Consider the following 26,144-nt stretch of genomic DNA (forward strand, 5'->3'; position numbering starts at 1 on the left):
GGTTTCGCTCGGGGTGAGGGAGGCATGCCGGCGTCTTGTGTCCGCTTGATTGTCGAGGGGTGCGCGGTGGCGTCGGTGCTGGGAATGCTGGAGGAGCGGGAGGCGGCTGCCCGTGTGCGGGTGGAGGGTCTCCGGGAGGAAGTCGCGCGGCTGGCCGAGGTGTTGGAGGCCGCGCCCTTCATCGCCGAAGGCATCGTGACTACGCATCGGATGCCGCGGCCCGTCTCTGTGACTCATCGCAGTGTCCGCACGAGGGGCGAGAGCGAAGGCTATGAGAGACCCTCGAAGTATGGTCACTGGTATCTAGGCTAAAAAGGAAATTATCAGCGGGGGGAGGGAGACAGCAAGAGCACTGATGGAACAGTTCGAGGTGCAGCAATCCGGAGCAGCTGATAACCGATTCCCGCGAGTCCCGTCATCAGACCGGGCAAATCAATGTCTGGCAGCATGCCACATGCCCATCCAAGGTGAATGTCACCGAGGATCGAGGTAGTAATCCGCTGCAGATCCGCCGAGACCCATTCCCACATCTTTGTGTCAGCCGCCTGTATCAACAGCTCCAGATTTCCTAGGTCGCCGTGGCAGAGGCAATGGTTACCGCCAAACCCTTTGGATAGGGTGGTCCGCAGGGCAGCTTCGACTTCCTCTTTCATAGCAGGATCGTCAAGTAGCTGCAATGAACACAGGCGTGCTAGACCGATACCGGTGGCGCCGTGACACCAGGCCGTCATCGCACGCTCACCCTGCTTGAGCTGGGTCTCCACGCGCAGGTCAGTCCAATTTGCCTCTACGGGACGGTAGTGGCTGCGCTCGTATTCCATGGCGGCAAGTGCAGCACCGCGGAAACGACTTTGACCAGTTATAGCCGCAAGTCGTAGTAGTGCCCATGCGATGCCAGCCGCCCCATGCGAGAAACCCGTTAGCGGAACCGGGGCGAGCGATGGCCTGATCCAGCCGATTCCTCTGTTCATCGATTCAGCTCTGGACAGCAGGTGCTCACCGCATTGGGTAGCGACAGCAAGAGCATTATTCGATGATATACATTGATGCGCGCTCAGCAGAGCTGCAATGCATCCCGCAGCACCGCCGATAATATCAAAGTCCGTATCTTGCTCAATCAACTGCGGGAGGATGTCTATGATTTGCGTGGCTTCATGGAGCAGATCTGGTTCGCTCCAGAGCGCTCCTAGATGCATGAGTGTGAAGAGCAGCCCACCCCAGCCGTCGTAACCCCCAATTCCTCTGAGAGTTGAGCTAGCCTGTTCAACATCCTTTCGAAAAGTCCTATATGTTGTACGTGCCAGCGCAATGTAGCGTTCTTCCCGAGTTATTTCTCCAAGATAGGCAAGAAAGAGAGCTACTCCGGGAAGACCGTCGTACAGATCGAGCCCCAGAGGAACAACGGACCATCGATTTTTGGCGGTCAGCGTCATCCCCATCCATCGGACTCCCTCCCCATCCGCAAACGCTAGTGTTTCCAGCCTGTTGCCAATGGCGCGAGCCGCAGCCAAGAGGAGCTCGCCGTCTGCCGTTGCGTTGTGACTGGACGGATAGTCATTGCGATGTCTCCGTGGACGTTCCTGGGGAGGCACAAGAGTTGCCAAAGAAGCTCGCACCAGCCATAGCTGCCGCTGCAGGTCATCTGTGTCAAGATTTTCTATGCGTGCATGAACGAGGTCAATTCCGCATTTCGGAAAGAATCCTTGCACCCGCTCGCCGCGACTTGTGTATAGGTCACGCACACTTGGGCGGGTAACAAACAACGGGATATCGGCCCGCTGTAGATCTGCCTGCTCTGCCGGGATGATCTTAGCCAGATGAGGTGCATGCAATGCACGCATCCACAGTCGGTCCAACAATCGATCACGAACGAGAGCATCACGCAGTAGATGGGGATGAAAACTCTCGCTGAGCAACCCGCACCTCATCATCCCGAAACCACCCTAGCGGCCCAGCTTCGGAGAGTAGTTCACCCCGATACTCAAGAAGCAGGTGGTACATCTGAACAAACCCGTCAACCACTCTTTCGACATGCCTTGCCGTTGCAATTGGTTCTCCCTGGAGGACGGGTTGACTCCGCGGCTTGGGCATTACCATAGATTTACGGATTAGGTGCAGGTCGTCTGTACCCACTCCTTCCCAAGACTGGACGAGGAATGGCGTAGTCTGTCCGCTGGTGGCTCCCAGACCGCTGAGGTCGATACCGTCAGAGTTGGCGCTCTCCCATAGCCGATAGGGCAAGAGGCCGACGCGCAAGACTGAGTCGGTCATCCCCCCTGGCGCGTACTGATCGGTTACTCCTGAGTCAGATTCCAGCTGTGGATGAAAGAGGGTCTCCAAATCCAGCAGCATTGGGTGCTCTCCGGAGGCGACGAGGTTCTCATAGTGAAAGTCCGTTGCCCCCAATACACGAAGCAATGCCAGGTACGCACCCTGACGACGATAGAAACGTTCTACTTCGTCAGTCGTGCTGCATCCGTAAGCCGGGACATATTCGCTCCATCCATAGCTGCCACGGTCTACTATTTCCATGAGCCGGAAGGGTGGATGGTCACCTCGCTTATTGAGCCATGCGAGCAGCATTTGAAAGTGTTGATCCAAAGCCATCGGGCGCGGTTTGTACACGACTCGCGCACCTGAGCGGAATGTCGCTACAATCACTCTGCGTCCACGACGGTGCGGGTCCCCCGCATAATCATCCACATCAATCAACAAGTCATTTTTCGATAGCCCATCAATGGCAGCGCACAGGAAAGGCCAGTCTTTGCACAGCCGGTTTAGAAATTCGAGGCTGGTCACTGTCCATTGGTGAGCACCTGTCACAAGCTGCCGAGCCAAGACCGGGTATTTTTCTAGAAATTGAAACGCTCTCCCGGGTTCGCTGATTTGTGCGATAAAATTCGTAAAGCGCTCTTCGGGAGTGCTGCCGGCCAGGCGTCCCTCTAGGCGAGCAATGTGCAATTCCAGTGCCATCGCCTGGCTAAGCATCCGCAGAAGTTGCGGAACCAATCGAGTACCGAGTACATCGATGACGCTTTCATCAATAGGCGGCTCACAGTGCGTACGGATCAATCTTTGCCCGCCCGTATGGACCCTTTTATGTGCCCTTGAGAGGATCGGTTCGATCACGCCAAGGAGTTCGGTCAGTGCGCCTGAGCCAACTGGATGTATAGGAACAGTTGAGGCAGCCGGAGAGTCGGTGGCCTGCCTGAACGCCGCATGGACCTCCGCCAGCCACCAAGGCTGCTGCGTAACCCTCGCCCGCAACCGATCGGCTTGCTCGCTGAGCACCGTATAAAAGTCTCCTTCTGAGATCCCCTCAACGGCCAAGCGCTGTGCAAGCGTATCCTTGGAAGGGAATCCGGCTTCGGAGCGCCAGCGCTCCAGGTGCCTGTCATCGATACCTGCCGCGCCATTCGTGCTAGGCCGGGTTATATGTGGAGACAGCAAAGCGATCCGCTCCGCAAGCGTCAACGCGCGGTACCAGTCGGCTGCTTCAGAAAGTTCTCGATTCATGCGACCCTAGCAATTGAAAGTGCAGAACCCTGTGAGCGAACATGGGCTGCAGGTATCTGTTGGAGGAAATGGCGGTTCAGGGGGACAGATGGGATCCATTGTTGCGCACAGCTCTAGGCTGTCACAGCAGCAAATCTCGCCGCTTACCGTGTATGTATCTTCTTGCCTCATCCTGCCTAGGGTATTCGCGCGGAGAGTGTCTAGTTCTGTACCGCTAAGGTCCACTGCGCCGGCAGGATTCTCAGGCAACAGTGCCAGCTCGGTCGCCGTCAGACTACGCAAGTAATCCGGATCTTTCCACGCACGGACGATGCCAGGAACCAATTCCTGCAGTGCCCTTGCCCAACTGTATGCGTTGTTCAGCAGGTGGGCTGTTCCATCGCCTTCCTCCACGGTCCCGCCTGCTGCCGCAGCGATCGTAAGCGCTCCATAGTGAGCAATTCGCTGCAAAAGGAGAAACCGCGCCTGCGAGATACGATGCACTGCGGTAATCTGCGCACTTTGGAGCTTCGAAGTAACCACTTCTATGAGATGCGAGCCGGTGGCATTTAGGTCGCCACCGAGTGGCCACTCATCACCGGGCGCCACTCGCGTGCCGAAGGCCTGAGCTACTTCGGGACTCTTCAACACGCTGACTGACGTCTCAAAAATAGCGATGACCGGTTGGCCTGCACGGGCTATGTTCAGTGCTTCGTGTACCGAAATACTGGCAGCAAGCGACCTTGCGGCATCTTGGCACACTTGGCCCAGCAACTCCTGGCCGTGATCGGATACCTGCTCAGCGGCGGCAATGGCTGCCCGTCGAATTCCAGCACTCGCTGTGCGGATCGAGCTCCCAAGGATCCCGCTGTAGTAGGCGGCTCGCTGGCGAGCATCCGGCCAATCAGGATCAGATCCCGTGCGGAAGTTTAGGGCGGTAAGGTCATCTATGGTTTCATCTGGGACTTGAGCGTACTGCTGCGGATGGCGTGCAAAATTCCGAGCAATGGCGTGCGCTACCTCAACGACCGTGTCCAGCGACCAGCGCTCGTATAGGTCAGCTATCAAGCGGGGGGTCTAGATATCGTTCGTCATCATCCTCAGCCTCCTTACTGGAAGAGGCAGTACCCACGTAACCTGAATAGCCGATAGATCGCATGTCGAATGGGCCAAATGGGTGAATTTGCGTCCTCGACTTGCAAAGTGAGGTGGGTGATGTTAGCTACTTGCCCCTGAAGAAGTCCGGGGCTGCCTCTGGGTTGTCCTCTGGGGAGAGCTGGTGAGGGCCGGGCCATGGCCGCGACAGTGGAGGCGGGTCGTTGCGGCCGGGGGTGGGGCAGTGTTGCGTGTCGCGGGAGTGCAGGATGCCTGGTGGGAGGTGCTACCGGAGCACGCGCGGCAGTTACCTGCCGAGCTGGCCCAGGTCGATGCATTCTTGGACGACGAGCGATTCATCGCTCCGTGGCGGGCGGTGTTCGCCGGGCGGTTGGGGCGGCCGTCGGTGCCGGTGGAGACGCTGCTGCGCCTGCTGTATCTCAAGCACCGCTACCAGCTGGGTTACGAGACCCTGTGCTGTGAGGTCTCGGACTCGTTGAGCTGGCGCCGGTTCTGCCGCATCCCGCTGGCCTACCCGGTGCCGCACCCGACCACGTTGATCAAGCTGGTGCGCCGCAGCGGCGCGCAGACGGTGGAAGAGCTGAACGCCGTCCTGCTGGGCAAGCTGGTCGAGGACAAGCTGCTGCGGTGCCGCAAGCTGCGCATCGACACGACCGTGGTGGAAGCCGACATCGACTACCCCACGGACGCCGACCTGCTCGAACAGGACCGTCAGGTAGTCCTGGGCCGTGGGGCCGGAGCCGATGCCATCCGAACCGAACGTCGGGCCCTCGTGGCCGCGCTGGTCGAAGACGACGACACGGTGACAACCCCTGGGTCCGCCGATCTTACGAATGACCGGCTCAGACCCACGCTTGGAAGGTAGGGCAAGCTCAGATGCAGTCCGCGGGCATGTCGAGGGTGGTGCGGTCGAGGCTTTCCAGCAGCGCGAACTGCGCCTCCGTCCTGGGCAGTTCGTACCGGAGGAAGTACTGACCCGCCCGGCGCTTGCCCTCGTAGAAGGCGCCGCTGCGTCCGGCGGCGGCCAGCATCTGTTCCAGCCACATCCAGCCACATCCAGGCAACCACGACGTGTCCCACGGCCTCCAGATAGACCGAGGCGTTGGCGAGGGCGCTCTCGGCGTCCCCGGCCTCCCACAGGCGCCGTGTCACGGCGGCGACGTGGGCGAGGGAGGCGTCCAGCTGCCGTCCGAAGCCGGCGGCCTGGTTGTCGGCGGCCGCCGCGCGGGCGGTCGTCATGGAGACGGTCTCGATGGGCAGGCGCAGTCCCGTGCCGCCGTCCATGACGACCTTTCGGCCCAGCAGGTCGAGGCCGTGGACGCCGTGCGTCCCCTCGTGGATGGGGTTGACGCGGTTGTCCCGGTAGAACGGCTCGACGTTGTACTCGCGGGTGTAGCCGTAGCCGCCGTGGACCTGGATGGCAAGGTTGTTGGCCTCCAGGCACCACTGGGAGGGCCAGCTCTTGGCGATCGGGGTGAGCATGTCCAGCAGAAGTCCGGCCCTGGCCCGCTCGTCGGTCGTCGGGGCGGTGCGCTCGTCGTCCAGCAGCCGTCCGCAGTACAGGATGAGAGCCAGCGCGCCTTCGGCGTACGACTTCTGGGCGAGGAGCATGCGCCGGACATCGGGATGCCCGACGATCGGGATCTGGGGGGTGGTGGCGTCCCTGACCATGAGCGGGCGTCAATGGGGCCGGGTGCGCGCGTAGTCCAGGGCGTGCCGGTAGCCGGTGTAACCGAGCGCCGTGGCACCGAGTCCGACACCGATGCGGGCCTCGTTCATCATGTGGAACATGTAGGACAGTCCGCGGTGGGGCTCCCCGACCAGGAAGCCGACGGCACCGGGGGCCCCGCCGGGCCGGAAGGCGCCCTCACCGAAGTTCAGCAGCGTGTTCGTCGTCCCTCGATACCCCATCTTGTGATTGAGGCCGGCCAGGGCGACGTCGTTGCGCTCGCCGAGCGTCCCGTCGGCCCCCACCAGGACCTTGGGGACGATGAAGAGCGAGAGTCCCTTCACCCCGGGCGGGCCGCCGGGGATCCTGGCCAGGACCAGGTGGACGATGTTCTCCGTCAGTTCGTGGTCGCCACCCGAGATCCACATCTTGTTACCGAACAGGCGGTAGGTGCCGTCGTCGGCCTGTTCCGCGCGGGTGCGCACATCAGCCAGCGAGGAGCCCGCCTGTGGCTCCGACAGGCACATGGTCCCGGAGAAGCGGCCCTCGACCATGGGGAGGACATAGGTGTCGATCTGCCCGGGGGTGCCGTGGGCCAGCAGCAGGTTGGCGTTGCCGATGGTGAGGAAGGGGTAGGCGGCCGTTCCCACGTTGGCTGCCTGGAACCAGGCGAAACAGGCGTTGGCCACCACGCTGGGCAACTGCATGCCGCCCACCTCGTGGTCCATGCCCCCGCCGATCAGCCCGGCCCCGGCGAAGACCTTCAGGGCCTCTTCGACTTCGGGGATGATGTGCACCCGCTCGCCGTCGAAGCGCGGCTCCTGGGTGTCGTTCTTCTTGTTGTGCGGGGCGAAGTGCCGGGCGGCGATCGTCTCGCTGAGGTCCAGTACCGCGTCGAAGGTTTCGCGCGAGTGGTCGGCGAAACGGGGGCGCGCGGTCAGGGATTCGACGTCGAGCCACTCGTGCAGCAGGAAGTCGAGGTCTCGGCGGGAGAGCAGGAGGGAGGCCATGGTCCTCTTCTTCTCGGGTTCGGGTTGCTTGTGCGAGGGGGAGGGGAGCTGTCGCCGGCCGGTCAGACCGTGGTGCCGAGGCCGCCGTCGACGGGGATGACGGCGCCGGTGACGTAGGCGCCCGCACGGCTGGCCAGATAGACGGCGACGCCCGCCATGTCGTCCGGCCGCCCGATCCGGCGCAGCGGAGCCGCCTTTGCGATCGCCTCGCCAATGGCGTCCAGGGTCGCGGCCATCATCTTCGACTCGAAGGGGCCGGGCGCGATGGCGTTCACCGTGATGCCCTGTGGCCCGAGCTCCTTGGCCAGCACGCGGGTCAGGTGGTGCAGGCCCGCCTTGCTGGCCGCGTAGGAGTAGGCCGAGGCCGGGCTGACGTGCAGGCCGTCGATGGATCCGACGTTGATGATCCGCGCAGGGTCCTCCGTCGACCCGCCGGCGCGCAGCTTCGGCAGGAGGGCTTGGGTGAGCAGGAAGGGGCTGCGCAGGTTGAGGTCCATCACCTTGTCCCAGCCGCTGACCGGGAACTCGTCCAGGGGCGCGCCCCAGGTGGCGCCGGCGTTGTTCACCAGGATGTGCAGCCGCTCCTCCCGCTCGCCGATGTCTGCGGCGAGTCGGTGGCACTCCTCCTCGCGCGACAGGTCGGCGGGCAGCGCGACCGCCTGGCCGGGACCGGAAAGCCCGCGCACGGCCTCCTCGCAGGCTTCCGCCTTTCGGGAGCTGACGTAGACCTTGGCTCCCGCTTCGATCAGGCCCCGGGCGATCATCAGGCCGATGCCGCGGGAACCGCCGGTCACGAGGGCGGTTTTGCCGGAGAGGGAGAACAGTGAGATCACGGTGGACTCTTGAGGGGGAGGGGCGGCACGGGCAGGCTGTCCCCGCCCCAGGCTAGATACTAAGCAGTCGCTTAGCTGCTGTCCAAGCCTTGCACCCACGGAACCCCGTCCGTGCCTCCGCGCCTCGACGGTGGCGCTGCCGCGCCGCGGACATCAGTCGGCGACCGCCGACTGCAGGCGCTCCCGATGTGCCCGCGCCATGGTCATCAGCCCGGCGAGGGCGTCCCGGGTGCGTACGAGGTCGGCGATGCGCTCGGACAGCCGGTCGAGCTCCTGCGCCATGCGCTCCAGCGCGGCGTCGGAGTTCTCCTCGCTGGGAGAATCGACGCATGGCAGCAGTTCGGCGATGGTGCGGCTGGACAGTCCTGCGGCGAACAGCCGCTGGATGAACACGACCCGCTCGACCTCGTGGTCCGTGTAGTGCCGCTGTCCGCTGGCACTGCGGGTGCTGGTGAGCAGCCCCTGCTCCTCGTAGTAGCGCAGGGACCGGACGCTGACTTCGGCCCGTGATGCCAGTTCCCCGATGCGCACGCCGTCTCCCTCTGTGCTGTGAGCTGAGGCACAACCCTTGCCTCTGACGTCAGTGTCAGGTCCTAACGTAGCCGCCGCGCCCGGTTGTCCGGCGCCGATCACGAAGGAGCCATGACATGACGACCTTGTTCACCCCGTACCGGCTGGGGGACCTGTCGCTGCCCAACCGGGTGGTGATGGCCCCGATGACACGGGTCCGTGCCGCCGCCGGCGGTCTGGCGACGCCGTCGATGGCGACCTACTACGCCCAGCGGGCCACGGCCGGACTGATCGTGAGCGAGGGGGTGCAGCCGAACGTGGTCGGGCAGTCCAACCCCGGCACGCCGGGACTGCACACCGACGAGCAGGTCTCCTCGTGGCGCCCGGTCACTGATGCGGTGCACGCCAACGGAGGACGGATCTTCGCCCAGATCATGCACGGCGGACGGGTTTCGCACCCCGACACCACCGGTATGCAGCCGGTCGGTCCCTCGGCAGTCGCGGCCGAAGGATGGAAGGTGTTCACCCCGACCGGGCTCCAGTCGGCGCCGATCCCGCGCACCCTGGACACCGCCGAGGTGTCCGAGCACGCCGAGTCGTACGCCCAGGCCGCCTGCCGCGCCATCGACGCCGGCTTCGACGGCGTGGAGCTGCACGGCGCCAACGGCTATCTCATCTCGCAGTTCCTCTCGTCCAACGCCAACCTGCGCACCGACCGCTATGGAGGCTCGGTGAGCAACCGGATCCGCTTCGCCGTCGAGGCGGTGTCCGCAACCGCCGAGGCCGTTGGCGCGGCCAGGACGGGAATCCGCCTGTCCCCGGGCGTAACCTTCTGGGGAGTCGAGGAGACCGACGTCCCCGAGCTCTACACCGCGCTACTGACCGAACTGTCCCGCCTCGGACTGGCCTACATCCACCTCGAAGCCACCGCCGAGGAGGAGGTGCTGGCCGGCCTGCGCCGCGCATGGCAGGGCACCCTGATCATGAACCCTGTGCTCCCGATGGGACCGAAGCACACCGGCCGGGACGAGGCCGACCACTGGCTCGGCCTGGGGGCCGAGCTCATCAGCTTCGGCCGCGCCTTCATCTCCAACCCCGACCTGATCGAGCGGCTGCGCACCAGAGTGCCGCTCGCTCCCGTCGACGAGGCCACGTACTACCAGGGCGGCGACGCGGGGTACCTGACCTACCCGGCATACCAGTACACGGCCTGACACCGCCCCCTCGGCGTCCGGCCCCCGACGCATCCGGCGCCCCGGCGAACACCCCGCTTCACCGCTTCGGAGGGCATCCAGGTCCACGGCGGAGGGGCAGGACGGTATCGACGACGGCCTTGACGCTGCGCGCGCGGGCCGCGCGGCTCGGCTTCTTGCGGGCCTCGATGAGCCGACGTGCGGTCACGCGGCGTGCTGATCCCATGCGGGGGTCGCCCATCTCGGGGGAGCCGATGTCGTTCGCGCTCGTGTGGACGATCACCGTGCGTACGCCGGGGCGGTCGAGTACGTCGCGCCGGAAGCGGTCGGCGGCCTTGTCGACGTCAGGTGGTCCCTACCCTGCCGGCCCGGTGAGCGCGTCGTGCGGGGCCTCGTATCGCAGGCGGAGGTTGAGCAGCCGTCACTCTTGGGCCCCGCGCGCCGCCAGGCCAGGCAGACGAGGACTGTATGGGGCCTCGACCTCTGGCGCTGGCCCGTTCCGGGCCGAACGGCCGGGCACAGGAGGGCTGTTGGGGATGTCAGAGGACGTTCTGAGCCGGTGTGCCCGCTTCGGATGCGGGCTTGAGTTGGCCACGGCTCGGAAGATCACGCGGTCCCTTCGGCAGCTTCTACAGTGTCCCGAGACGAAGGGGCCGGGGGGCACGGCGATCAGAAGGGTTGACGCACCGACGTGGCACAGAACGAGCGGTTGGCTGACCTGAAGCCCGTTCGCCAGCGTCAGGCCGCCGCTCTGGCGCTGTGGCGGTGGCGTGCGCCGGTACTCGCGTTCGAAATGGATGCGGACTGGGGCGTCGACCCGCATGCGCTGGAGTCGCTGTTCCGACTGGCAACGGAACCTCCTGGGGAACAGTCGAACCACGCCTACGGCCAGGCATTCGCCGAGCTGTGCACGGCCCCGATCTTCGAGTCCGAAGTCGACCCGGACACGGTCCAGCTCTTCCAATTGGAAATCTTCGGGGGCTTGTGGGCCTTCGGCGAGCTGCTCGACAAGCCAGGCCTGGACGAGGCCAAACGAGTAGTCGAGTTGTCGTCCGGCCTGGCGGGCTACCTGGACAGTCTCGTCGAGGGCTCGTTCTACTCCCATCCCTCGGAGGAAGCGCACCACCAATACCTCGCCAACCTGGCAGACCGGACGAGCGGCGAGGGCTACTTCGCCTCACGCAACTTCGTTGTCGAGTCCGCCTGCCACGGCGCCCTCCGGACCTTTCCCGATTCCGATGGGCTGCTCGACTCGTCCGCGGGACGCGAGTTGCTCGCGCTTTGCGAGGACTTCGGCGAAGAGCTCGTTGCAACGCTGCGGTGGCTCCGCAAGACGGGCCATTAGCGATCACGCCCCGAGCCCGGTGGCGGGCAGTGCGCGCTAACTTGGTAACTCCGGTTGAGACTGGAGCAGTCGGATGGGCTGCTCTACGTCCGCTTTGATGGGCTGGCCCAGCTGGGCCGTCTCAGCGTACGGCTCACCATCCGTGACGATTTCGACCGTTTTGGGGTGCCCAGCCTTGCCGGCGGTCCGACGCGGGACGAGGTCGCAGGGATCATCTGGGGCCCGTCTTATCTGCGGCCACGCTGCGTGAGGGTTGCGGCATGGGCCTGGTTCGAAGCCGTCGAAGGTGTTCTCCTCGACGGCGGCGCCACCGTTTTCGGTGCGCCGGCGGCCTCAGCAAGGTGGGCGTCCTGTCCGTCAAGGGAGGCCGTTCGGTGGTGTCCGCCGACGCGTTCTTCTTCGGGTCGATCACCGTGACGGCAAGGGCGTCGCGATCCGACTGGCCGACGAAAGCGGCACCGGCCAGCGCCGGCCACGGTCAGCCGGCTCCTCAACACAACCCCAGCCAGGCCCGTTGACCTTGTCCGACGTGTCGCGCGGACGCGCGTCGCGCCGTCAAGAGCGCTTTCGAGTGAGCCGTCATGGCGTGAGGCGCCCAGACCTTATGCTGCGCCCTCACTGTCCTCCGCGAGTGAGCCGTGGCCCCCAGGCCCCGAGCTGACATTCGGCTCGGTCGAGTCCGAAGCTGAGGATCCGCATGGATCGGACTGACGCCTCATCGTTTCCGAAATGAGTGGGTGCTGGGCAGGTCTACTTGACCTGTCCAGCACTCATTTGTTCACCAGAATTGGGGGATGGTGGGTGCGTCGAGGAAAGGAGGTGCCGTGTGCTGTGACTGCGGAGCACTATCTCAGGTTCTGGCATCCGACCACAAACCGAGAGACCGGGCTGGAAGTATCTCAGGTCGGGCAGGTGGTAACGGCTGCGGAGAAGGCTCTCGAACTCTATCGGGAAGCGGGAGTGGAAGACTTTCCAGGGCTCTCCCTCTCGAGAGGAAAGGACATTCCCGAGGACACGCTGAACATCGGTGTGTCGCTGGACGGTTGGGTTCTCATCCACACCAACGAGGACTTCTGGCAGACCGTTACCAGGTCGACCGAACACCCCGGTGGTCCGTTGCGTCGAGTGATCTTCGACGACTCGCTGGAGATCTCAGCCAGGTGCTTCATCGATTGGGATCTCGCCATCGAGGCGATCGCTCACTGGCTCAATGGAAATGGGCTCCTCGATGCGGCCAACTTCTCGGAGGACCTGGACAGCAAGTAGGAAGTCCAGCGTTTCTGAACTCGGCGTGAGGCGGGATCTCCTGAACTCTTCGACGCGACTGTCGATTACGTTCTCAGCTGCTCCCGCTGATGCAGCCGGGATAGCCCGCCGGATTTCCCGGCGGGCTATCCCGGCTGGCGGTCCAAAGCCGACCAGGACCCCAGCACCTGGCTGCCCCCGTCCGAGGGCTACCGCTGCCAGTACGTCACCGACTGGGTCGCCGACAAGACGTGGTAGAAGGCCGCGGAGGGCAGTGCCGATCCACCTCATGGTGCTGGTCGCTGCCAGGGGAAGGGCTCATGCGCCGCCCGGGTCGGCGCCGTCCTCGGCGGTGGCCACGTCCAGGCTGAGGATCTCGCGGTGGCCGTCGGCGTCAATGCCGATGGCCACCGCGAGGGTGCCCGACCTGCCCGCGGCCGCGCAGGCGGCCGCGGGCAGGCTGCTGGACTCGGCCCGGGAGCAGCGAAGTCCCCGGCCGCGCCGCGTAGGAGTGGCGGCGGGAGATCGCGGCTGCTTAGGGTTGTACGACCCTGACCGCGTCGCAGCCGAAGAAACGATAGGTCCGGCCGGTGGCGCCGTCGATGAACGAACCCTTTGCGCAGGCCTCGGTGTCTCCCCGCTGGAGACCGGAGGGCGCCGAGGCGAAGTGGAGCATCATGTCGAGGTCGCCGTCCCTGACACGCTCGACTGGAGTCATGGTGCGCTCGACCACGTCCTGGATGTGGCCCCTGTTGTGCACTTCCGTGCTCCCGCCCGTACCGCCGTAGACGACGTTGCGCGGTCCGAAGCGGACGGTGAGTGGCTGGATGGTGGTGGCGTTGAAGGCCAGCGGGAGTGCGTATTCGCCGGCCCTGGTCGTCAGGACGCCGACGGGGACGGTGTCGGCGGGGATGTTGACGGAGTTGGGATTGCTGCCCGGCTGAATGTTGATCGCGACGGGCACGACGCAGTCGAGGGTGAACTCGGCCGGCCGGTGGTTGTTGGCCGCGACGGGGTCGGTGTCGTCCGGCCGGCCCGGCGTGACGGACGCGGTGAACCGGTAGGTGTGCGACCCCGGCTGCGCACAGCCGACGGTGAAGGTGCTGTCGAGCGACTGCGGAGTCCCGACCGCGAGTGCGGGGATGTTCCGGGTTGACGAGGAAGGCGTCACCGTGGCCCCCGGGTCGGCCGTGGCGGCGGTGACGACCACGGCGTCCATCGGGCTGGACGGCCCGTTGTTCGCCACCGTGCCGTGCAGTGTGACATCCAGGGTCTGCCCGATGAGCACCTGCGTGGGCGGTGCGGTGACGCCGAAGGACGTGACGGCGAGGTCGGCGACGGCGACCACCGTGGTGCTGGTGGTGGCGGTGTCGTTGTCCGCCACCGGGTCGGGGCCCGCGAGGTTGTCCACCGTCGCCCGGTTGGTGAGGGTGACCGGGCCGCTGGCGTTGTACACGAGGTCTGCCGGCACATGGGCGGTGATGGTGACGGTGCGCGAGGCCCCGGGGAGGAGGTCGCCGACGCCGCAGGTCACCGTCGCACCGGACGGGTGGCATGCCGCGTCGTCGCTGATGTAGGAGACCTGCGACGGCAGGGTGTCGACCAGGGTCACCGCGGCGGCCGGCTTGAAGCCGTGGTTGGTGACGACGGTGGTGTAGACGACGTCCGTTCCGGCCGCGACCGGGTCGGGGTTGTCGGTGACGGTGACCCCGACGTCGGTGGTGTTCTGCTCCTCGTCCATCGCGAGGAGCTCGCTGGTGGTGGGGACGTCGTCGTTCTCCGGGTTGATCGCGGCGTTCGCGGAGTCGCCGAACTGGCGGAACGGCAGCGACACGAAGGTCCAGTCGTCGGAGCCCTTCAGGGTCTCGTCGGTCGAGGTGTTGATGCAGGCGGAGGGCCTGCGCACCGGGCCGGGGCCGGCGTCGTCGATGTTCGTGGGGGGCACCGTCGGCTCGAACGGCGGATCGACGTCGCGGTTCCAGTTCGGGCTGGTGTTGAGGTTGTTCGGGACCTTCTGGCCCGTACTGTCGACGAACACGATCCGGTTGTTCGGGTCGGCCGCGTCGAGAATGGTCGGTTCGGTGAGGGCGTTCTCCTTGAGATCGGGCAGAGGATTCTGCCCGCGCGATGTGCCGTCGACCGTCCTCCTGGGCGGCGAGTAGTCGAGGATGGTGCCGCCGCCGACGCGGGGGATGCCGCGCTGCAGGTCGTAGTTCATGATGCTCACGTAGTTCGGCTTGCAGTTGGGATCGTCCTGAAAGCCGCCGTGACGCAGGTTCAGGTTGTGCCCGAGCTCATGCATGATCGTGCCGGCGTCGCGGTTGAAGACGGTGAAGTCGTTGCCCCCGATCTCGCCTTCACCACCGATCCGATCCGGGCATGTGGCCACACCAGGCAGCACGGAGATCTGCCCGTAGTGGAAGATCAGCCGCCGGTTCTTCTGGAACCTCAGGTCCCTGGAGGCGTAGAAGGCACTGTCGAGGCCGCACGCACCGGGCGCGGGGATGGCTCCGCCGCCGCCGAGGTTGTCGCCGACGAGGCAGTCGGGGTCCTGGTCGTCGGTGAAGGCGTCGCCGTCGTTGTTCACGCCGTCCCCGCAGTTGGTCGGCTGTGGGTTCTCGACGCTCGCGTCGAGGTAGTCGGTCAGCCTCCTGTTGCACGTGGGGTCGTTGCCGTCGATCAGCCCGTCCGCACCGTTGTCGATGCCGTCGGAGCAGGTGCCGACCGGCCCGCCCTCACGGCCCGCGGGGTCGAGCAGGCCGCCGGTGTCGACATGGAGATTGATGCCGGATGTGCCGTCGGGGTTAGGCGGTGCGTTCACACCGGAGCCGCCGTTGTCCGCCTGCCTGCTCGCCGCGCTCGCACCGGCGTTGGGCGGGGCCGCGGCGAACGCCTTCTTCATGGCCTGGATGGCCGCGCGGGAGGGCGCGCGCCCCGCCTCCCAGTCCAGCTCGAGAAAGACGTCCTTGTGGTCGGCCTTGGCTCCCATCGCCGGCAGGTCCACATCGATGGTGCCGTCACCGTCTTCGTTGTACCCGTTGCGCTCCCAGCCATCGAGCAGGCCGTCGCCGTCGGCGTCTCCGCTCGTCGATGTCGTGCTGACGTCCCAGCACACCTTGACGGCGGGTTCGTCCTCGTCGGATCCGGCGTCGCTGTCGCCCGACGAACAGGACTGCGGCCAGTTCACATTGTCGGTTTTGTTGATGGCGGTGTCGCGCCACTTGCCGTCGGTGTAGGAGACGGTGAAGTCGAGGTTGTTGTCGTCGTCGTGAGGGGTGTCGTCGCCCAGGTCGTCGCCCGAGGTGTCGTCCGCGTCCCAGATCTGGATGGTGACGGGAACGTTCTGGATGGTGTCGGGCAGTTCGGTGGACACGACCCAGTACGGGTCGATGCCGGAGACGTTGTCGATGGTGGGCGTCCGGTGCTCGACGCCGTTGATGAACACCTTCGCGTAGAAGTCGGGGTGCCCTTCCAACGCGGCCTCGAGCCCCTCGGCGGAACACGGATCGACGCACCCGACATGGGTGATGGTGACCGAGAACGGGCGGGTGCCCGCGGCCTGTGCCTGGGCCGGCACGAATGCCGGTACGAGCGCAAATCCCGCCAGTGCGGCGATTGCTCGCAGCCACTTCGCGGTTCGTTGCATAGAAGTCCCTCTCGTGGGGGCGCAAGCGCCTCAGGAACGCAAATACAGCGATCCGCCGCACTGGAACGAGACCGGCACGCTGACCGCGCGCGATAGTTTGCCGGTTAATGTTCTGCAAACTCCGAATCTTCAGCGGCGAGTCCCGCGCGGCCGCCGGCATGGCGTCCAACGCGGGTGCATTCGAAGGCCCGCTGCTGGAGCAAGCCGCAGTGCCGACAGAGGCGAAGGCTGGACGGGGGCTGCATCTCCCGTCTTTTGAGCGGGGCCAGAGTGCCTCCCTGGGCTTTGTCCACGAACTGCTGGTGCAGTCCACGCTCCGGCGTGACGGGGTCGCGCCCACGAAGGCGGTGGTGGCGTACTTGACGGTGGTGCATCGAAGGCCTTTGGAGTCCGGCAACGCGACCTATCACACCGTGTTGTTGCTACAGGACCAGCTTGCCGAGGCCGATGAAGACGTCCTGCGCGCGGTGATACGCGAGCGGGATCTCGAGCAGGCATTACAGGCCGCCAGCCGCCGGATTGCCGAGATGGCCGTTCGCGAACGGGAGTTGGAAGCCGCACGGCGCCGGCATGCCGAGGCCGAGCGACGCTGCGAAGAACTCGAGCGCCGGCTGGATGGTGCGGCGAGGGCTGAGGGCCTGGGCAGCGACCTGCACAAGGTCGTGCAGGCCGTCGCAGCCATGGCGCCATCTGAGGTGGCGGTGCTGCTGCCTGATACGGATCCGGACTACCTTTCCCCAGAGAGGGACCGTACACACGCACGACCCTACGCAGAAAGGCTGGGCTGCTGTTCGTGAGGGTGCATCACGATGCGGGACAAGGAGCTTGCGAGTGAGTCGGGCCATGCATGCGTTCGTCGCCGTGGGGCTGGTGATAGGCGTGGGCGGGTACGTCGCGACGGAAGTCCTCAACGCCGACATGCGGCCCGTTCACGCACCGGAGCCGACAACGCCCGATGATCCAGGTGAGGTTCATCCCACGCTGCCATGCGACTGGACACCTACTGCCGTTCCCACCGACCCCGTGCCGCGCACGTTCGTCGCGGTTGCATGTGATCCGTCCCTGAACCAGAAAGACGGATGAACTCTGTAGGCGCGCCAGCGCCTTTACGGTGTTCCAGGCTCGACACCACTTCCAAGGAGAAGGACGGCATCGATGACCGAACAGGCTCGGGTTGAGGCGGCATGGGGGCGTATAGAGGAGTGGCTGAGCACGTACGCGCCGCTTTCTCACAGCTTGCTGCGGGAGCCGGCGACACCTGAGCAGATCGAGCAAACCGAGCATGCCATAGGCGTCGCCATAACGCCGGCGCTGAGGGCGCTCTACCTGATCCACGACGGGGTGCGCGGCGCGGACCTGGACGAGCTTGGCGAGCAGCCCTTCGCACCACGCGGCGAGGACGATCCGTGGCACCGGCAGGCTAACGCGGTCGACTTCATGCCGAACGGCCAGGCGTGGCTCCCACTTGAGCACGTGATCACTGCTCACGGTGGGCCCCTGTCGGCCCTGTCCGACCAGGAAACCATGCCCTACGTGCCCGTCACCGCCAGCGCCAAATACACCATGATGGAAGGCACATACCTCGACCCGGCAACGGGATTGCTGGGCACATGGGCGGACGCACAGGAGCCGATGTACCTAGGCGTTGACCTGGCCGAATGGCTGGAAGACGGCGCCACCGCCCTGACCGAGGCGCGCCCCACCCGCATCCTAGGAATGCGCCCTTACCTGACGCCGACCGGCGACGGGCTGACCTGGTTCGACCCCGACCCCACGTATGAGCAGGACGGCTGGCGGCCCGTCACGACGTGAACGCAACCACACGCCGACGCACCGGCCCCCGAACCCAAGTCGAGTTCGGGGGCCGAACCGCTACGAGGGGTCAGGACGCTACGGGCGCTGTGCGCACGTGATCACGTCGGCTGTGGAATCGCAGTCCTGGAAACCGTCGATATCCACCCAGTACGTGTCCTTGTCAAGCATCCGGAACGTGGACGCGAACGACGACCCGAACCGTGCCATCGACTGAGAGTTGACGTTCACCGACATCGTCGACCGGCCGCAGGTCTCGTCCCAGGTCGGCGCCGCATAGCGCTCATCGTCGTACAGCCGGTAGGTGCCGTCCGCCATGGTTGGCTCGGCGAAGTCCAAGGACTCCAGGTCAGCCTCACCAAGGCCAAGGAGAAGCTTGTTGCCCTCGACCGCAGCCTGGAACGGATACGCAACAGCGGCAAGGGGGGTCCCATCGATCTCGGCATGCCGGTGATCACAAGGCCACAGTGACGTCGCTGTCGGGTCCCAGCACAGAGATCATTTATGGCGGCATGCCGCATAGCGGTTGACTTCCGCGTTTCCGGAATGCCCCTCGGCCTGTTCCGCAGCCTCGTTGTGCTGCGACGCTTACTCCCCGCGTCACGTCGTCAGCTGAGGTAGTGTGAGATGCATCCTGATCTTGGATCGTTATGGACCGCGGCCGGAGTGGTCTCCGGCTTCCAGGTCACCGGATTCGCTCTACGGATCAATAGAGAGATCGACGTTAGCGGCAAGGGCGACATCACGTGGCTGCCTCCCGCAGACATCCTCAACTTGCTGTCGATCGCCGTAACGATGCTCGGGGTGTTCATTGCACCCGTTCTCGACATCGGCAGCGCAACTGTCCCAATTAAGGCGTTTGGTCTGTCTGTCCTCTTGCTCGCGGGATATCCATTCGCACTCGCAGGCCACTACGACATGTTCAACCCGCGAACGCGTCGCTCATGGACGTACTGTCCGAGGCAGGAGCGGATCGCCCTAGCCGTCGTTGGTGTCTCGGCAGTCGCCTATACCGCTCTTGCGGCACTCCGCTAGGGAAACCGGACAGCGGATGAGAAGCTGCCGCTTCACCCGATATCCATATGAACCTGACAACTCACCTGAGGCGACGCAACTGCCCTCCAGAACTCACACCGCCAAGCCGTAGTCCGGATAACGACCCGCAGGCCCGGGAGAACGTGAACGAGGCCCAGTTCGAGCAGGCCGAACTGTTGGAAGACGACGAGTTCGAGCAGGACTACGACAACACCTTCGCCGGCGAGGAAGGCGAGCGGTTCGACGACCCGGCCCGCATCGTCCACGGCTGGCGGTAGTTTATGGAGTACAGCGACCTGATCGCGCTGTGCCAGGGCTTCCTCACCGGCGCCGCCCGGTTGGTGCCCAAGCTGCGCACCCACGACCTGACGCAGCCGCAGGCGGAGAAGATCACACGGCAGGCTGAGAAGATCCGCGCGACGGCGTTCATGAGCACGGCCCGCCGAAGGACGAGGAGCTGGCGGCCTTCGTCGCGAGCTTCCAGCAGCGTGAGTTCGGTGAGGTTGAACCTCCCCCATCACCGTCACCTCCACCGGCGGACACATGACCTGGCAGCCCACCACCGCCGTCGTCTTCCTCGGTCAACGCGCCTGCACCGGCCCTGCTGCCGACATCGCCTGCGGCGCACTGAACTTCTTCACCAGCCGCCACAACGCCCGCAGTTGGGCAAGGCAGTATCCCCACTACACCGGCAAGGCCGTCGACCACGCGCACGCCGAGGCCCTGGGACGGTCCGTCTTCGGCTCCCTCCTGACACCTGCGGACGCCGAGAAAGACTGAAGGCATGGCAGATCAAGTTGAAATCGTGGACTACGAGCCCGCTTGGCCAGCCATGTTCACCGACCTGGGCGCCGGGCTGCGCACCGCGCTCGGCGACGTCGCGGCGCGCATCGATCACATCGGTTCGACGTCGGTGCCGGGACTGGCCGCCAAGCCGGTGATCGACATACAGATCTCGGTGCAATCGTTCGATCCGCTGGACGCCTTCCGGATGCCGCTGGAGGCCCTCGGGTTCGTGTACCGGGCGGACAATCCCGAACGGACGAAGCGCTACTTTCGGGAGACTCCCGGGCGGCGCCGGACACACGTCCACGTGCGTCAGCTGGGCAGCTTCTCCCAGCAGTTCCCGCTGCTGTTTCGGGACTTTCTTCGCTCTCATCCGGCTGCCGCGGCAGAGTACGCCGCGGTCAAGCGGCGCTGCGCAGCCCAGTTTCGCGGCGACCGGCACGGCTACGTCGAAGCGAAGGATCCGTTCGTGTGGGAGATCATCCGGCGGGCCGATGCCTGGGCACAGCACACCGGCTGGACGACGGGCCCGAGCGATGCCTGAAACCGGGGCCGACCGAGGTTCCCCCACGTCCGCGGCATCTGCTGAGCAGGTCAGCGTAGTCGCCTCTCCCTCCCAGCCAATTATCCATGGTTTCCTGAATCCAGGATTGCGTGTACTTTTTTTGGTGTGCTGACTGTTGCTTCCGACATCGAGGTGCTGGCCCGCTTCGGGCGCGCGCTCGCTGACCCGATCCGCTGCCGCCTCCTGCTCATGCTGCGCGAGGCTCCCGCTTACCCGTCCGACCTCGCCGAGGCCCTGGGCATCTCCCGCACCCGGCTGTCGAACCACCTGACGTGCCTGCGGGATTGCGGCCTGGTCGTCGCCGTTCCCGAGGGCCGCCGCACCCGTTACGAACTCGCCGACGAACGTCTCGGTCACGCGCTCGATGACCTGCGTACCGCGGTCGTCGCGGTGGAGACCGACCGCACCTGCCCGGACGCCGAGGAGAAGGGCTGCTGCTGAGATGACCGCGATATCCCTCGGCCCGTCCCCGGCCCGCCGCGACGTGCTGGCGAAGCGAATACGGCTGCTGGTCGCTGCGACGATCACCTACAACGTGATCGAGGCGGTCGTCGCCATCACCGCCGGCACCCTGGCCTCCTCCACCGCCCTGATCGGCTTCGGCCTCGACTCAGTCATCGAGGTCTCCTCTGCGGCCGCCGTCGCCTGGCAGTTCTCCGCCACCGACCACACGATCCGCGAAGCCCGCGAGAAGACCACCCTGCGGATCATCGCCGTCTCCTTCTTCGCCCTCGCCGCCTACGTCACCATCGACGCCATCCGCGCACTGACCGGCACCGGCGAAGCCGAACACTCCACCCCCGGCATCGTGATCGCCGCCCTGTCCCTGCTGGTCATGCCGTTCCTGTCCGCCGCCCAGCGCAAGGCCGGACGTGAACTCGGCTCCGCCTCGGCCGTCGCGGACTCCAAACAGACCCTCCTGTGCACCTACCTCTCTGCCGTCCTCCTGGTCGGCCTGCTCGCCAACAGCCTGTTCGGCTGGTCCTGGGCCGACCCGATCGCCGCCCTCGTCATCGCCGCCATCGCCGTCAAGGAAGGTCGTGACGCCTGGCAGGGCAAGGGCTGCTGCGCCGTCCCCGCCGCCACGGCGCTGCCCTCCACCAAGGCGGAAACGGACGAGTGTGGCTGTAGCCCCGGCTGCGACTGCTGCTGAACTTTGCGCGCCTGCGGCGGAACGCATGACGACTGGCCAGCTATCAGCCAAGACGGTCGGCTATCGGCCAGCGTCACCGTGGCGAAGGAGGCGCGTAGTGTCGTCGGCTTTGCCCGTCACAGCCAGCCGTTGCGTTTGAAGCCGCGGTGGATGACGAAGCAGGCGGTGGCGATGACGGCGAGGACGAGCGGGTAGCCGAAGCGCCAGCGCAGCTCGGGCATGTGGTCGAAGTTCATGCCGTAGACGCCGCACACCATGGTGGGTACCGCGATGATCGCCGCCCAGGCGGTGATCTTCCGCATGTCCTCGTTCTGGGCGACCGTCACCTGCGCCAGGTGGGCCTGCAGGAAGGAGTCGAGCAGCGAGTCGAAGGCGGTGATCTGTTCGGTGACGCGGGTGAGGTGGTCGGCGACGTCGCGGAAGTACGGCTGTATCTCCGGCTCGATGGAGCGGGCGGGTTCGCTGGCGAGGCGGGACAGGGGGCGGGCGAGAGGGACCACGGCCCGCTTCAGCTCCAGGAGTTCGCGTTTGAGCTGGTAAATACGGCCGGCATCGGCGTTGCCGGGGCTGCGCGGGGAGAAGACGTCGGTCTCGACCTGGTCGATGTCGTTCTGGACGGCGTCGGCGACGGTGACGTAGTCGTCGACGACGTGGTCAGCGATGGCGTGCAGCACGGCGGAGGGGCCCTTGGCCAGCTGCTGCGGGTCGGCTTCCAGGTCCTCGCGCAGGGGGCCGAGGGAGCCGTGGCGGCCGTGCCGGACGGTGACGACGAAGTCGGGGCCGGTGAAGACCATGATCTCGCCGGTGTCGACGACCTCGCTGGTGGCGGTCAGTTCGGCGTGTTCGACGTACGTGACGGTCTTGAAGACGGCGAACAGGACGTCGCCGTACTGCTCGACCTTGGGGCGCTGGTGGGCGTGGACGGCGTCCTCGACGGCGAGCGGGTGCAGGCCGAACAGTTCCGCGACCCCCGCGAACTCCTCCTCGCCGGGTTCGTGCAGGCCCAGCCACACGAATCCGCCGCGGTGCTTGCGGGCGTGCCGGACGGCTTCCTCCACGGAGTCGGTTCCCGGCTGGCGGACGCCGTCGCGGTAGACGACGCAGTTGACCACCGTCGAGCCGAGCGGGGAGCGGGCCGGGTGGCTGAGGTCCACGCGACGGAGGCTGCGTCGCGTCAGGTCCGCGACTTTGCGCAGGTTGCCGACCATCGACATGCGGGATCCTCCTTCACCGGACCGTCGGATCTGGACAGTGTGGCAGGCCGTCGTAAAGGGGGCGTCAGAGCCAGCGTCTCTTGCAGAAGACCAGGTGAACAAGGGTGACGAGGGCTGTGGTGGCGATGAGCATCGTCGGGTAGACGAAGCGCCAGCGCAGTTCGGGCACGTGGTTGAAGTTCATGCCGTAGACGCCGGCGACGGCGACGGGAATGGCGATCAGGGCGGCGACGGCGCTGATGCGGTGCGTGGCGTGGTTTTGCTGGACGCTGGTCTGGGCGGAGTGCCATGGACAGGGCGCTGTCGACGAGTTCGGTCAGGACGGCGACGCGTTCGGCGACCTGGGCGAGGTGGTCGGCGATGTCGCGGAGTAGGCGGCCAGTGTCGGTGGTCTTCTAAAAGTGGACGCGCACCGGCAAGTACCACCCGTGTGAGGTCTCGCTGTTGTTGCGGTGACTGCATGCCGTTGACCTGCGGTCCCGCAGGTGGATTGCGACGGGTTCTGGACCCTGCACGGGCCGTTTGACCTGCGATCTTGCAGGTTGGGTGAGTCTGCCGCAGACGCGGTGAGAACGCCTACTGTGGCGGCGCTGGGGGAGGGTGCCGGAAGCTGATCATGGTCGCAGTAGCGGTCATGAAAGAGGCCGGTCTGGAGCCGCTCGAGCCCTTCTGCGGGTCTGTGATCCCCCGGACGGCTCGGTGCCGGGAGTGCGGGCAGATCAGCCGGATTCAGTACGCCAAGGCCAAGTTCGGGACCGGTTGTCGCGTATGTGCTTCCCGTCGTCCTGCAACCTAGGGGCGCGGCTGGACCTGGCGCTCCTCTGACCCGCTTTGGTCACGAGGCGCACCGGCAGGGTGGGGGTTGTGGTCGGCCCGACCGCAACCCCCACCACGGTTGGTCAGGGCTGCGCTGGCTGGCGCCGGGCCGCTGTGCGCACTGCGCGTTCCGTCGTCCGACCAAGCCACGGACTCATGACCAGCCACTTCTACGGCCGGGCCGGCGGTCAGCCGGACCAGGGAGCTAAGGACCGGAGTGACGGCCCGGCGCCCGCCCATGTGTCAATTCCGCCTGCCGAGACCGGATCCGCTCGTGCCGCAGCCGGTACATGCGCTCGCGGTGCCGGAGCAACTCCCGCACCACGTCGCGCCGGTGCTCGGACTCCTGGGGCAGCACCGCGCAACGTTGGCCATGGCCATGCACAGCACGGAGCACAGGAACACCCACCAGGGGGCGCCGGCGTACGCCGAGACGCCGACGGCAGCCCCGCCGCCGGCCACCCCGGTCGCCCGGACGGGCACACGGGCGGCGCGCCGCCGGGTGATCGGGCGCCCGTGTGCCGGGGGTGCGGTGCGGTGGTCCGGGGCGGGGGACACTAAGGCCTCCAAGGCTGGTCGGGGGCCCGCCGGCTGGCGAGCCGCAGCGACCCTGGAGGAGCGGGGGGTTAGCCTCGCAACCCCGCCCAGCCGTCTCCGGCATGAGCTGCGTCACGGTCCCGCCGGGCGGCCGCGGCCCGGCGCATGGCCACGGTGGGGTTGTCGGTCCAGGGCACCTTGTCGTCGAGGTAGCGGGCCAGCGCGGTGCCGGCAGGCCGCCGCTGCCTACTGCCTCTACCTCCACCACCTGGCCCTGGGCGAGGACGACACCGCCGACTGGTGGCACCGTCAGACCGACGACGTCCAGCCAGTGCCTGAACCTCAAGAGCTCCACTTGGGCCGTCACCCCACCCAGGGGAGCAGTGCTCAGGGCGAACTGCTGACAAGACCGCGAATCGAGCCGTTGTGAGCGTCTTTGCCGCCATCCGCAGGTGATCCGTCCTCGTCTGCGACCTGGGCCCGCTACATCTGGATGGGCCTGTTCGGGAGGGGAGGGGGGCTGTTCGTGCTGACGATCAATGTGGCGGTGCTCCTGGCGGTCATCATCGTCTTCCGGCTTGGCCGCCGGACCGAGGCGCGCAGCCGGAACGATGAGAAGCTGACCGTGCTCATCGTCTTGGTATTCGGCGTGCTCGTCGCTCCGACAGCGTTTGGGCAGGGAATTCTGGACGCGGTGGGGCAGCTGGCGTCTGGGATTTCCGAGTCGGGCCGCTGAGTTCTCGCGGTTCCGGCGCACCCTCCCGCTTACAGGTGTCCCTAGCACCGCCTTCCGCGCCAGGCGACGCGGCCTGCCGTGACCGACTGGAACTGAGAGGCTGTGGCAGCCAGGGCGCGCTGTATTCCACTGCGCTGGTTACGGTGTTGGTTCCGCGTCAGGAGGGCTCGACGCGGCGGGGACACAGGTCGTCCACATCCGTACCGTGCTGGCGTTGGCGTCCTTGCTGGCGGTGGCGAGGATGGTGCTGTCGGGGGAGAACCCGATCGCGGAGACCCGGCCCTGGTGGTTGAGGGGTTCGCCGATGGGCTGGTGGGTGGTTGGGTTCCACAGTTGCACCGTGTCGTGGCTGCTGGCGGTGGCCAGGACGTGGCCGTCGGGAGAGAACGCCACCAGGCCATGGCGACCGGTGAGGGGTTCGCCGATGGGCTGGTGGGTGGTCGGGTCCCACAGTCGCACCGTGCCGTCGCCGATGGCGGTGGCGAGGACGCGGCCGTCGGGAGAGAACACCACCGCGTAGACCGATTTCGTCATTCGTAGCGGGGGCAGGGCCATCTGGCGGCCCTGACGAAGAGCATGGACCACGCTTGTACGGCAAAGGAATCTGACAGCGGCGGCAGGGGTAATGAACCCCGCTCGTACAGCGCGATCGTGCCGTCGTCGCTGCCGGTGGCGAGGAGGGCGTCGTCGGGGGAGAACGCCACTGCGAGAACCGGGACCTGGTGGCCGGTGAGGGGTTCGCCGATGGGTTGGCGGGTGGTCGGGTTCCACAGCCGCACGGTGCCGGTCCTGCTGCCGGTGGCGAGGAGGTGGCTGTCGGGGGAGAACGCCACCGCGAAGACCGAGTCCAGGTGGGCCGTGAGGTGGCGGGCCAACTTGAAGGGCTTCGCATCATGAGCAGGCAGTAGCGGAGCCCGCTGGGCGGTTGCCGCTTCCGGTACGCGAGGTGCGGGTACGGCTTCGTTCTCGCCATTCTCGGCGGTCTGCCCCGTGTTTGGCGCGGTGGGCACCGGCGTTGCAGGGGCCCTTCCGCGGGAGGGCCGGGCGGCGGCGATGGCTTCCCATCGTTCAGCCCATCCGTCCAGTTCAGCCGCTCCATAGGCCGGCGGGTCACAGTACCTGCCGTACTTGTCCCAGGACATGAGCGTGCGCACGAGCCACATCAGTTTGTCCCGGCCGGTGTAGCTGCCGTGGCTAGGGCGGCGTTCAGCGGCCCCACCAAGGCGACTCCAACTGGCCCCAGTTCGCGGGTGGTTTGTGAAGATCAGGCGTTGTGAGTGAAGTGGTCCGGGTGGCGGCTTGTCTTGGGACCACCGGTCTCCAGATCGGTTGCCGGGACTGGCGCAGTTGTCACCGCGCGAGTCGCAGAAGCGGACCTGGCCACCACAACGTGGGGCATGGAGTGGTCGAGCGAACTCGCGGGACCAG

At 66.0% G+C, this 26,144-nt stretch carries 24 protein-coding genes and 6 pseudogenes; 16 read left to right on the forward strand and 14 right to left on the reverse strand.

Annotated features, from left to right (window positions below; translation table 11 throughout):
- Nucleotides 1-323: 323 nt before the first annotated feature.
- Together IEY95_RS49450 and IEY95_RS50835 are read right to left on the reverse strand one after the other, a co-directional pair.
- Nucleotides 324-3,516, reverse strand: a pseudogene (locus tag IEY95_RS49450) (type 2 lanthipeptide synthetase LanM family protein).
- 6 nt (nucleotides 3,517-3,522) lie between these two features.
- Nucleotides 3,523-4,257 (reverse strand): mersacidin/lichenicidin family type 2 lantibiotic, encoded by a 735-nt coding sequence (locus IEY95_RS50835; RefSeq protein ID WP_373294594.1) that lies wholly within the window; start codon nucleotides 4,255-4,257, stop codon nucleotides 3,523-3,525.
- 577 nt (nucleotides 4,258-4,834) lie between these two features.
- Here IEY95_RS50835 and IEY95_RS33250 point away from each other — a divergent pair.
- A pseudogene (locus IEY95_RS33250) lies at nucleotides 4,835-5,311 on the forward strand (transposase); the annotation flags it as partial.
- A 172-nt stretch (nucleotides 5,312-5,483) separates the two neighbouring features.
- Here the strand turns inward: IEY95_RS33250 and IEY95_RS49455 are convergent.
- The 5 genes and pseudogenes from IEY95_RS49455 to IEY95_RS33265 all read right to left on the reverse strand — a co-directional run bounded on the left by IEY95_RS49455 (nucleotide 5,484) and on the right by IEY95_RS33265 (nucleotide 8,654).
- Nucleotides 5,484-5,657 carry an acyl-CoA dehydrogenase C-terminal domain-containing protein gene (locus tag IEY95_RS49455; RefSeq protein ID WP_229703529.1) on the reverse strand — a complete coding sequence of 58 codons (174 nt, stop codon included), beginning with the start codon at nucleotides 5,655-5,657 and terminating at the stop codon, nucleotides 5,484-5,486.
- Nucleotides 5,658-5,703: 46 nt separating this feature from the next.
- Nucleotides 5,704-6,282 (reverse strand): annotated as a pseudogene (locus IEY95_RS49460) (acyl-CoA dehydrogenase family protein); the annotation flags it as partial.
- A 9-nt stretch (nucleotides 6,283-6,291) separates the two neighbouring features.
- Nucleotides 6,292-7,290, reverse strand: coding sequence for an acyl-CoA dehydrogenase family protein (locus IEY95_RS49465; RefSeq protein ID WP_229703530.1), 999 nt, complete (start codon nucleotides 7,288-7,290; stop codon nucleotides 6,292-6,294).
- 62 nt (nucleotides 7,291-7,352) lie between these two features.
- Nucleotides 7,353-8,123 (reverse strand): SDR family oxidoreductase, encoded by a 771-nt coding sequence (locus tag IEY95_RS33260; protein ID WP_195826254.1) that lies wholly within the window; start codon nucleotides 8,121-8,123, stop codon nucleotides 7,353-7,355.
- 153 nt (nucleotides 8,124-8,276) lie between these two features.
- Nucleotides 8,277-8,654 (reverse strand): MerR family transcriptional regulator, encoded by a 378-nt coding sequence (locus IEY95_RS33265; RefSeq protein WP_189189891.1) that lies wholly within the window; start codon nucleotides 8,652-8,654, stop codon nucleotides 8,277-8,279.
- A 116-nt stretch (nucleotides 8,655-8,770) separates the two neighbouring features.
- Between IEY95_RS33265 and IEY95_RS33270 the strand changes: the two genes are divergently transcribed.
- From IEY95_RS33270 to IEY95_RS49470, 4 genes and pseudogenes are all read left to right on the forward strand, one after another.
- Nucleotides 8,771-9,847 carry an alkene reductase gene (locus IEY95_RS33270; protein WP_189189892.1) on the forward strand — a complete coding sequence of 359 codons (1,077 nt, stop codon included), beginning with the start codon at nucleotides 8,771-8,773 and terminating at the stop codon, nucleotides 9,845-9,847.
- 670 nt (nucleotides 9,848-10,517) lie between these two features.
- A complete protein-coding gene (locus IEY95_RS33275) occupies nucleotides 10,518-11,171 on the forward strand; it encodes a hypothetical protein (protein ID WP_189189893.1) in 654 nt (217 codons plus the stop codon).
- An 831-nt stretch (nucleotides 11,172-12,002) separates the two neighbouring features.
- Nucleotides 12,003-12,437, forward strand: a complete 435-nt coding sequence (locus IEY95_RS33280) for an Imm1 family immunity protein (RefSeq protein WP_189189894.1) — start codon at nucleotides 12,003-12,005, stop codon at nucleotides 12,435-12,437.
- A 138-nt stretch (nucleotides 12,438-12,575) separates the two neighbouring features.
- Nucleotides 12,576-12,668, forward strand: a pseudogene (locus IEY95_RS49470) (HNH endonuclease); the annotation flags it as partial.
- 84 nt (nucleotides 12,669-12,752) lie between these two features.
- Here the strand turns inward: IEY95_RS49470 and IEY95_RS51100 are convergent.
- A pseudogene (locus IEY95_RS51100) lies at nucleotides 12,753-12,875 on the reverse strand (transposase); the annotation flags it as partial.
- Between the two features lie 76 nt (nucleotides 12,876-12,951).
- Nucleotides 12,952-16,062 (reverse strand): DUF11 domain-containing protein, encoded by a 3,111-nt coding sequence (locus IEY95_RS33290; RefSeq protein ID WP_189189896.1) that lies wholly within the window; start codon nucleotides 16,060-16,062, stop codon nucleotides 12,952-12,954.
- 107 nt (nucleotides 16,063-16,169) lie between these two features.
- Between IEY95_RS33290 and IEY95_RS33295 the strand changes: the two genes are divergently transcribed.
- Both IEY95_RS33295 and IEY95_RS33300 read left to right on the forward strand, forming a co-directional pair.
- Nucleotides 16,170-16,859 carry a hypothetical protein gene (locus IEY95_RS33295; RefSeq protein WP_189189897.1) on the forward strand — a complete coding sequence of 230 codons (690 nt, stop codon included), beginning with the start codon at nucleotides 16,170-16,172 and terminating at the stop codon, nucleotides 16,857-16,859.
- A gap of 358 nt (nucleotides 16,860-17,217) precedes the next feature.
- Nucleotides 17,218-17,874, forward strand: coding sequence for an SMI1/KNR4 family protein (locus IEY95_RS33300; protein ID WP_189189898.1), 657 nt, complete (start codon nucleotides 17,218-17,220; stop codon nucleotides 17,872-17,874).
- Between the two features lie 78 nt (nucleotides 17,875-17,952).
- Here IEY95_RS33300 and IEY95_RS33305 read toward each other — a convergent pair whose 3' ends face one another.
- Entirely contained in the window at nucleotides 17,953-18,213 is a 261-nt protein-coding gene (locus IEY95_RS33305) for a hypothetical protein (RefSeq protein ID WP_229703531.1), read from the reverse strand.
- Nucleotides 18,214-18,501: 288 nt separating this feature from the next.
- Here IEY95_RS33305 and IEY95_RS33310 point away from each other — a divergent pair, with 288 nt between their 5' ends.
- The 7 genes and pseudogenes from IEY95_RS33310 (at nucleotide 18,502) to IEY95_RS33330 (ending at nucleotide 21,413) form a co-directional block, all read left to right on the forward strand.
- Nucleotides 18,502-18,909, forward strand: a complete 408-nt coding sequence (locus IEY95_RS33310; protein ID WP_189189899.1) for a hypothetical protein — start codon at nucleotides 18,502-18,504, stop codon at nucleotides 18,907-18,909.
- Between the two features lie 143 nt (nucleotides 18,910-19,052).
- Nucleotides 19,053-19,187, forward strand: a complete 135-nt coding sequence (locus tag IEY95_RS50240; protein ID WP_268240530.1) for a hypothetical protein — start codon at nucleotides 19,053-19,055, stop codon at nucleotides 19,185-19,187.
- A gap of 3 nt (nucleotides 19,188-19,190) precedes the next feature.
- Nucleotides 19,191-19,322 (forward strand): annotated as a pseudogene (locus IEY95_RS50845) (DUF6192 family protein); the annotation flags it as partial.
- 103 nt (nucleotides 19,323-19,425) lie between these two features.
- Nucleotides 19,426-19,689, forward strand: coding sequence for an organomercurial lyase (merB, locus tag IEY95_RS33315; protein WP_268240533.1), 264 nt, complete (start codon nucleotides 19,426-19,428; stop codon nucleotides 19,687-19,689).
- A 4-nt stretch (nucleotides 19,690-19,693) separates the two neighbouring features.
- Nucleotides 19,694-20,239: a GrpB family protein gene (locus IEY95_RS33320; RefSeq protein WP_189189901.1), complete on the forward strand. Its 546-nt coding sequence runs from the start codon at nucleotides 19,694-19,696 to the stop codon at nucleotides 20,237-20,239.
- Nucleotides 20,240-20,365: 126 nt separating this feature from the next.
- On the forward strand, nucleotides 20,366-20,701 hold the full coding sequence (locus IEY95_RS33325; protein WP_189189902.1) for an ArsR/SmtB family transcription factor: 336 nt from the start codon (nucleotides 20,366-20,368) through the stop codon (nucleotides 20,699-20,701).
- Nucleotide 20,702: 1 nt separating this feature from the next.
- On the forward strand, nucleotides 20,703-21,413 hold the full coding sequence (locus IEY95_RS33330) for a cation efflux transmembrane domain-containing protein (RefSeq protein WP_189189903.1): 711 nt from the start codon (nucleotides 20,703-20,705) through the stop codon (nucleotides 21,411-21,413).
- Between the two features lie 116 nt (nucleotides 21,414-21,529).
- On the opposite strand, the gene IEY95_RS33335 is transcribed toward IEY95_RS33330, so the two are convergent.
- Nucleotides 21,530-22,627, reverse strand: a complete 1,098-nt coding sequence (locus tag IEY95_RS33335) for a magnesium and cobalt transport protein CorA (protein ID WP_189189904.1) — start codon at nucleotides 22,625-22,627, stop codon at nucleotides 21,530-21,532.
- Nucleotides 22,628-22,691: 64 nt separating this feature from the next.
- Entirely contained in the window at nucleotides 22,692-22,868 is a 177-nt protein-coding gene (locus IEY95_RS33340) for a CorA family divalent cation transporter (protein WP_189189958.1), read from the reverse strand.
- Here IEY95_RS33340 and IEY95_RS33345 point away from each other — a divergent pair.
- Together IEY95_RS33345 and IEY95_RS33350 are read left to right on the forward strand one after the other, a co-directional pair.
- Entirely contained in the window at nucleotides 22,840-23,001 is a 162-nt protein-coding gene (locus IEY95_RS33345; RefSeq protein WP_189189905.1) for a hypothetical protein, read from the forward strand. The two genes, IEY95_RS33340 and IEY95_RS33345, sit on opposite strands and share 29 nt — an antisense overlap.
- Nucleotides 23,002-24,506: 1,505 nt before the next feature.
- On the forward strand, nucleotides 24,507-24,716 hold the full coding sequence (locus tag IEY95_RS33350; RefSeq protein ID WP_229703532.1) for a hypothetical protein: 210 nt from the start codon (nucleotides 24,507-24,509) through the stop codon (nucleotides 24,714-24,716).
- A gap of 138 nt (nucleotides 24,717-24,854) precedes the next feature.
- On the opposite strand, the gene IEY95_RS33355 is transcribed toward IEY95_RS33350, so the two are convergent.
- Nucleotides 24,855-25,250, reverse strand: coding sequence for a WD40 repeat domain-containing protein (locus IEY95_RS33355; protein ID WP_189189907.1), 396 nt, complete (start codon nucleotides 25,248-25,250; stop codon nucleotides 24,855-24,857).
- Nucleotides 25,247-25,591 (reverse strand): WD40 repeat domain-containing protein, encoded by a 345-nt coding sequence (locus IEY95_RS49480; RefSeq protein ID WP_229703533.1) that lies wholly within the window; start codon nucleotides 25,589-25,591, stop codon nucleotides 25,247-25,249. The genes IEY95_RS33355 and IEY95_RS49480 overlap by 4 nt, the downstream gene beginning before the upstream one ends.
- Between the last annotated feature and the right edge of the window lie 553 nt (nucleotides 25,592-26,144).

Source organism: Streptomyces albiflavescens, from assembly GCF_014645835.1.
Classification (GTDB): domain Bacteria; phylum Actinomycetota; class Actinomycetes; order Streptomycetales; family Streptomycetaceae; genus Streptomyces; species Streptomyces albiflavescens.

Bases quoted from the DNA above. Each gene is read 5' to 3' on its own strand.
- IEY95_RS49455 (WP_229703529.1), bottom strand. From the start codon at position 5,657: ATGTGGCTGGAACAGATGCTGGCCGCCGCCGGACGCAGCGGCGCCTTC.
- IEY95_RS49465 (WP_229703530.1), bottom strand. From the start codon at position 7,290: ATGGCCTCCCTCCTGCTCTCCCGCCGAGACCTCGACTTCCTGCTGCAC.
- IEY95_RS33270 (WP_189189892.1), top strand. From the start codon at position 8,771: ATGACGACCTTGTTCACCCCGTACCGGCTGGGGGACCTGTCGCTGCCC.
- IEY95_RS33290 (WP_189189896.1), bottom strand. From the start codon at position 16,062: ATGCAACGAACCGCGAAGTGGCTGCGAGCAATCGCCGCACTGGCGGGA.
- IEY95_RS33295 (WP_189189897.1), top strand. From the start codon at position 16,170: ATGTTCTGCAAACTCCGAATCTTCAGCGGCGAGTCCCGCGCGGCCGCC.
- IEY95_RS33300 (WP_189189898.1), top strand. From the start codon at position 17,218: ATGACCGAACAGGCTCGGGTTGAGGCGGCATGGGGGCGTATAGAGGAG.
- IEY95_RS33310 (WP_189189899.1), top strand. From the start codon at position 18,502: ATGCATCCTGATCTTGGATCGTTATGGACCGCGGCCGGAGTGGTCTCC.
- IEY95_RS33320 (WP_189189901.1), top strand. From the start codon at position 19,694: ATGGCAGATCAAGTTGAAATCGTGGACTACGAGCCCGCTTGGCCAGCC.
- IEY95_RS33330 (WP_189189903.1), top strand. From the start codon at position 20,703: ATGACCGCGATATCCCTCGGCCCGTCCCCGGCCCGCCGCGACGTGCTG.
- IEY95_RS33335 (WP_189189904.1), bottom strand. From the start codon at position 22,627: ATGTCGATGGTCGGCAACCTGCGCAAAGTCGCGGACCTGACGCGACGC.
- IEY95_RS33345 (WP_189189905.1), top strand. From the start codon at position 22,840: ATGGCGATCAGGGCGGCGACGGCGCTGATGCGGTGCGTGGCGTGGTTT.
- IEY95_RS33355 (WP_189189907.1), bottom strand. From the start codon at position 25,250: ATGACGAAATCGGTCTACGCGGTGGTGTTCTCTCCCGACGGCCGCGTC.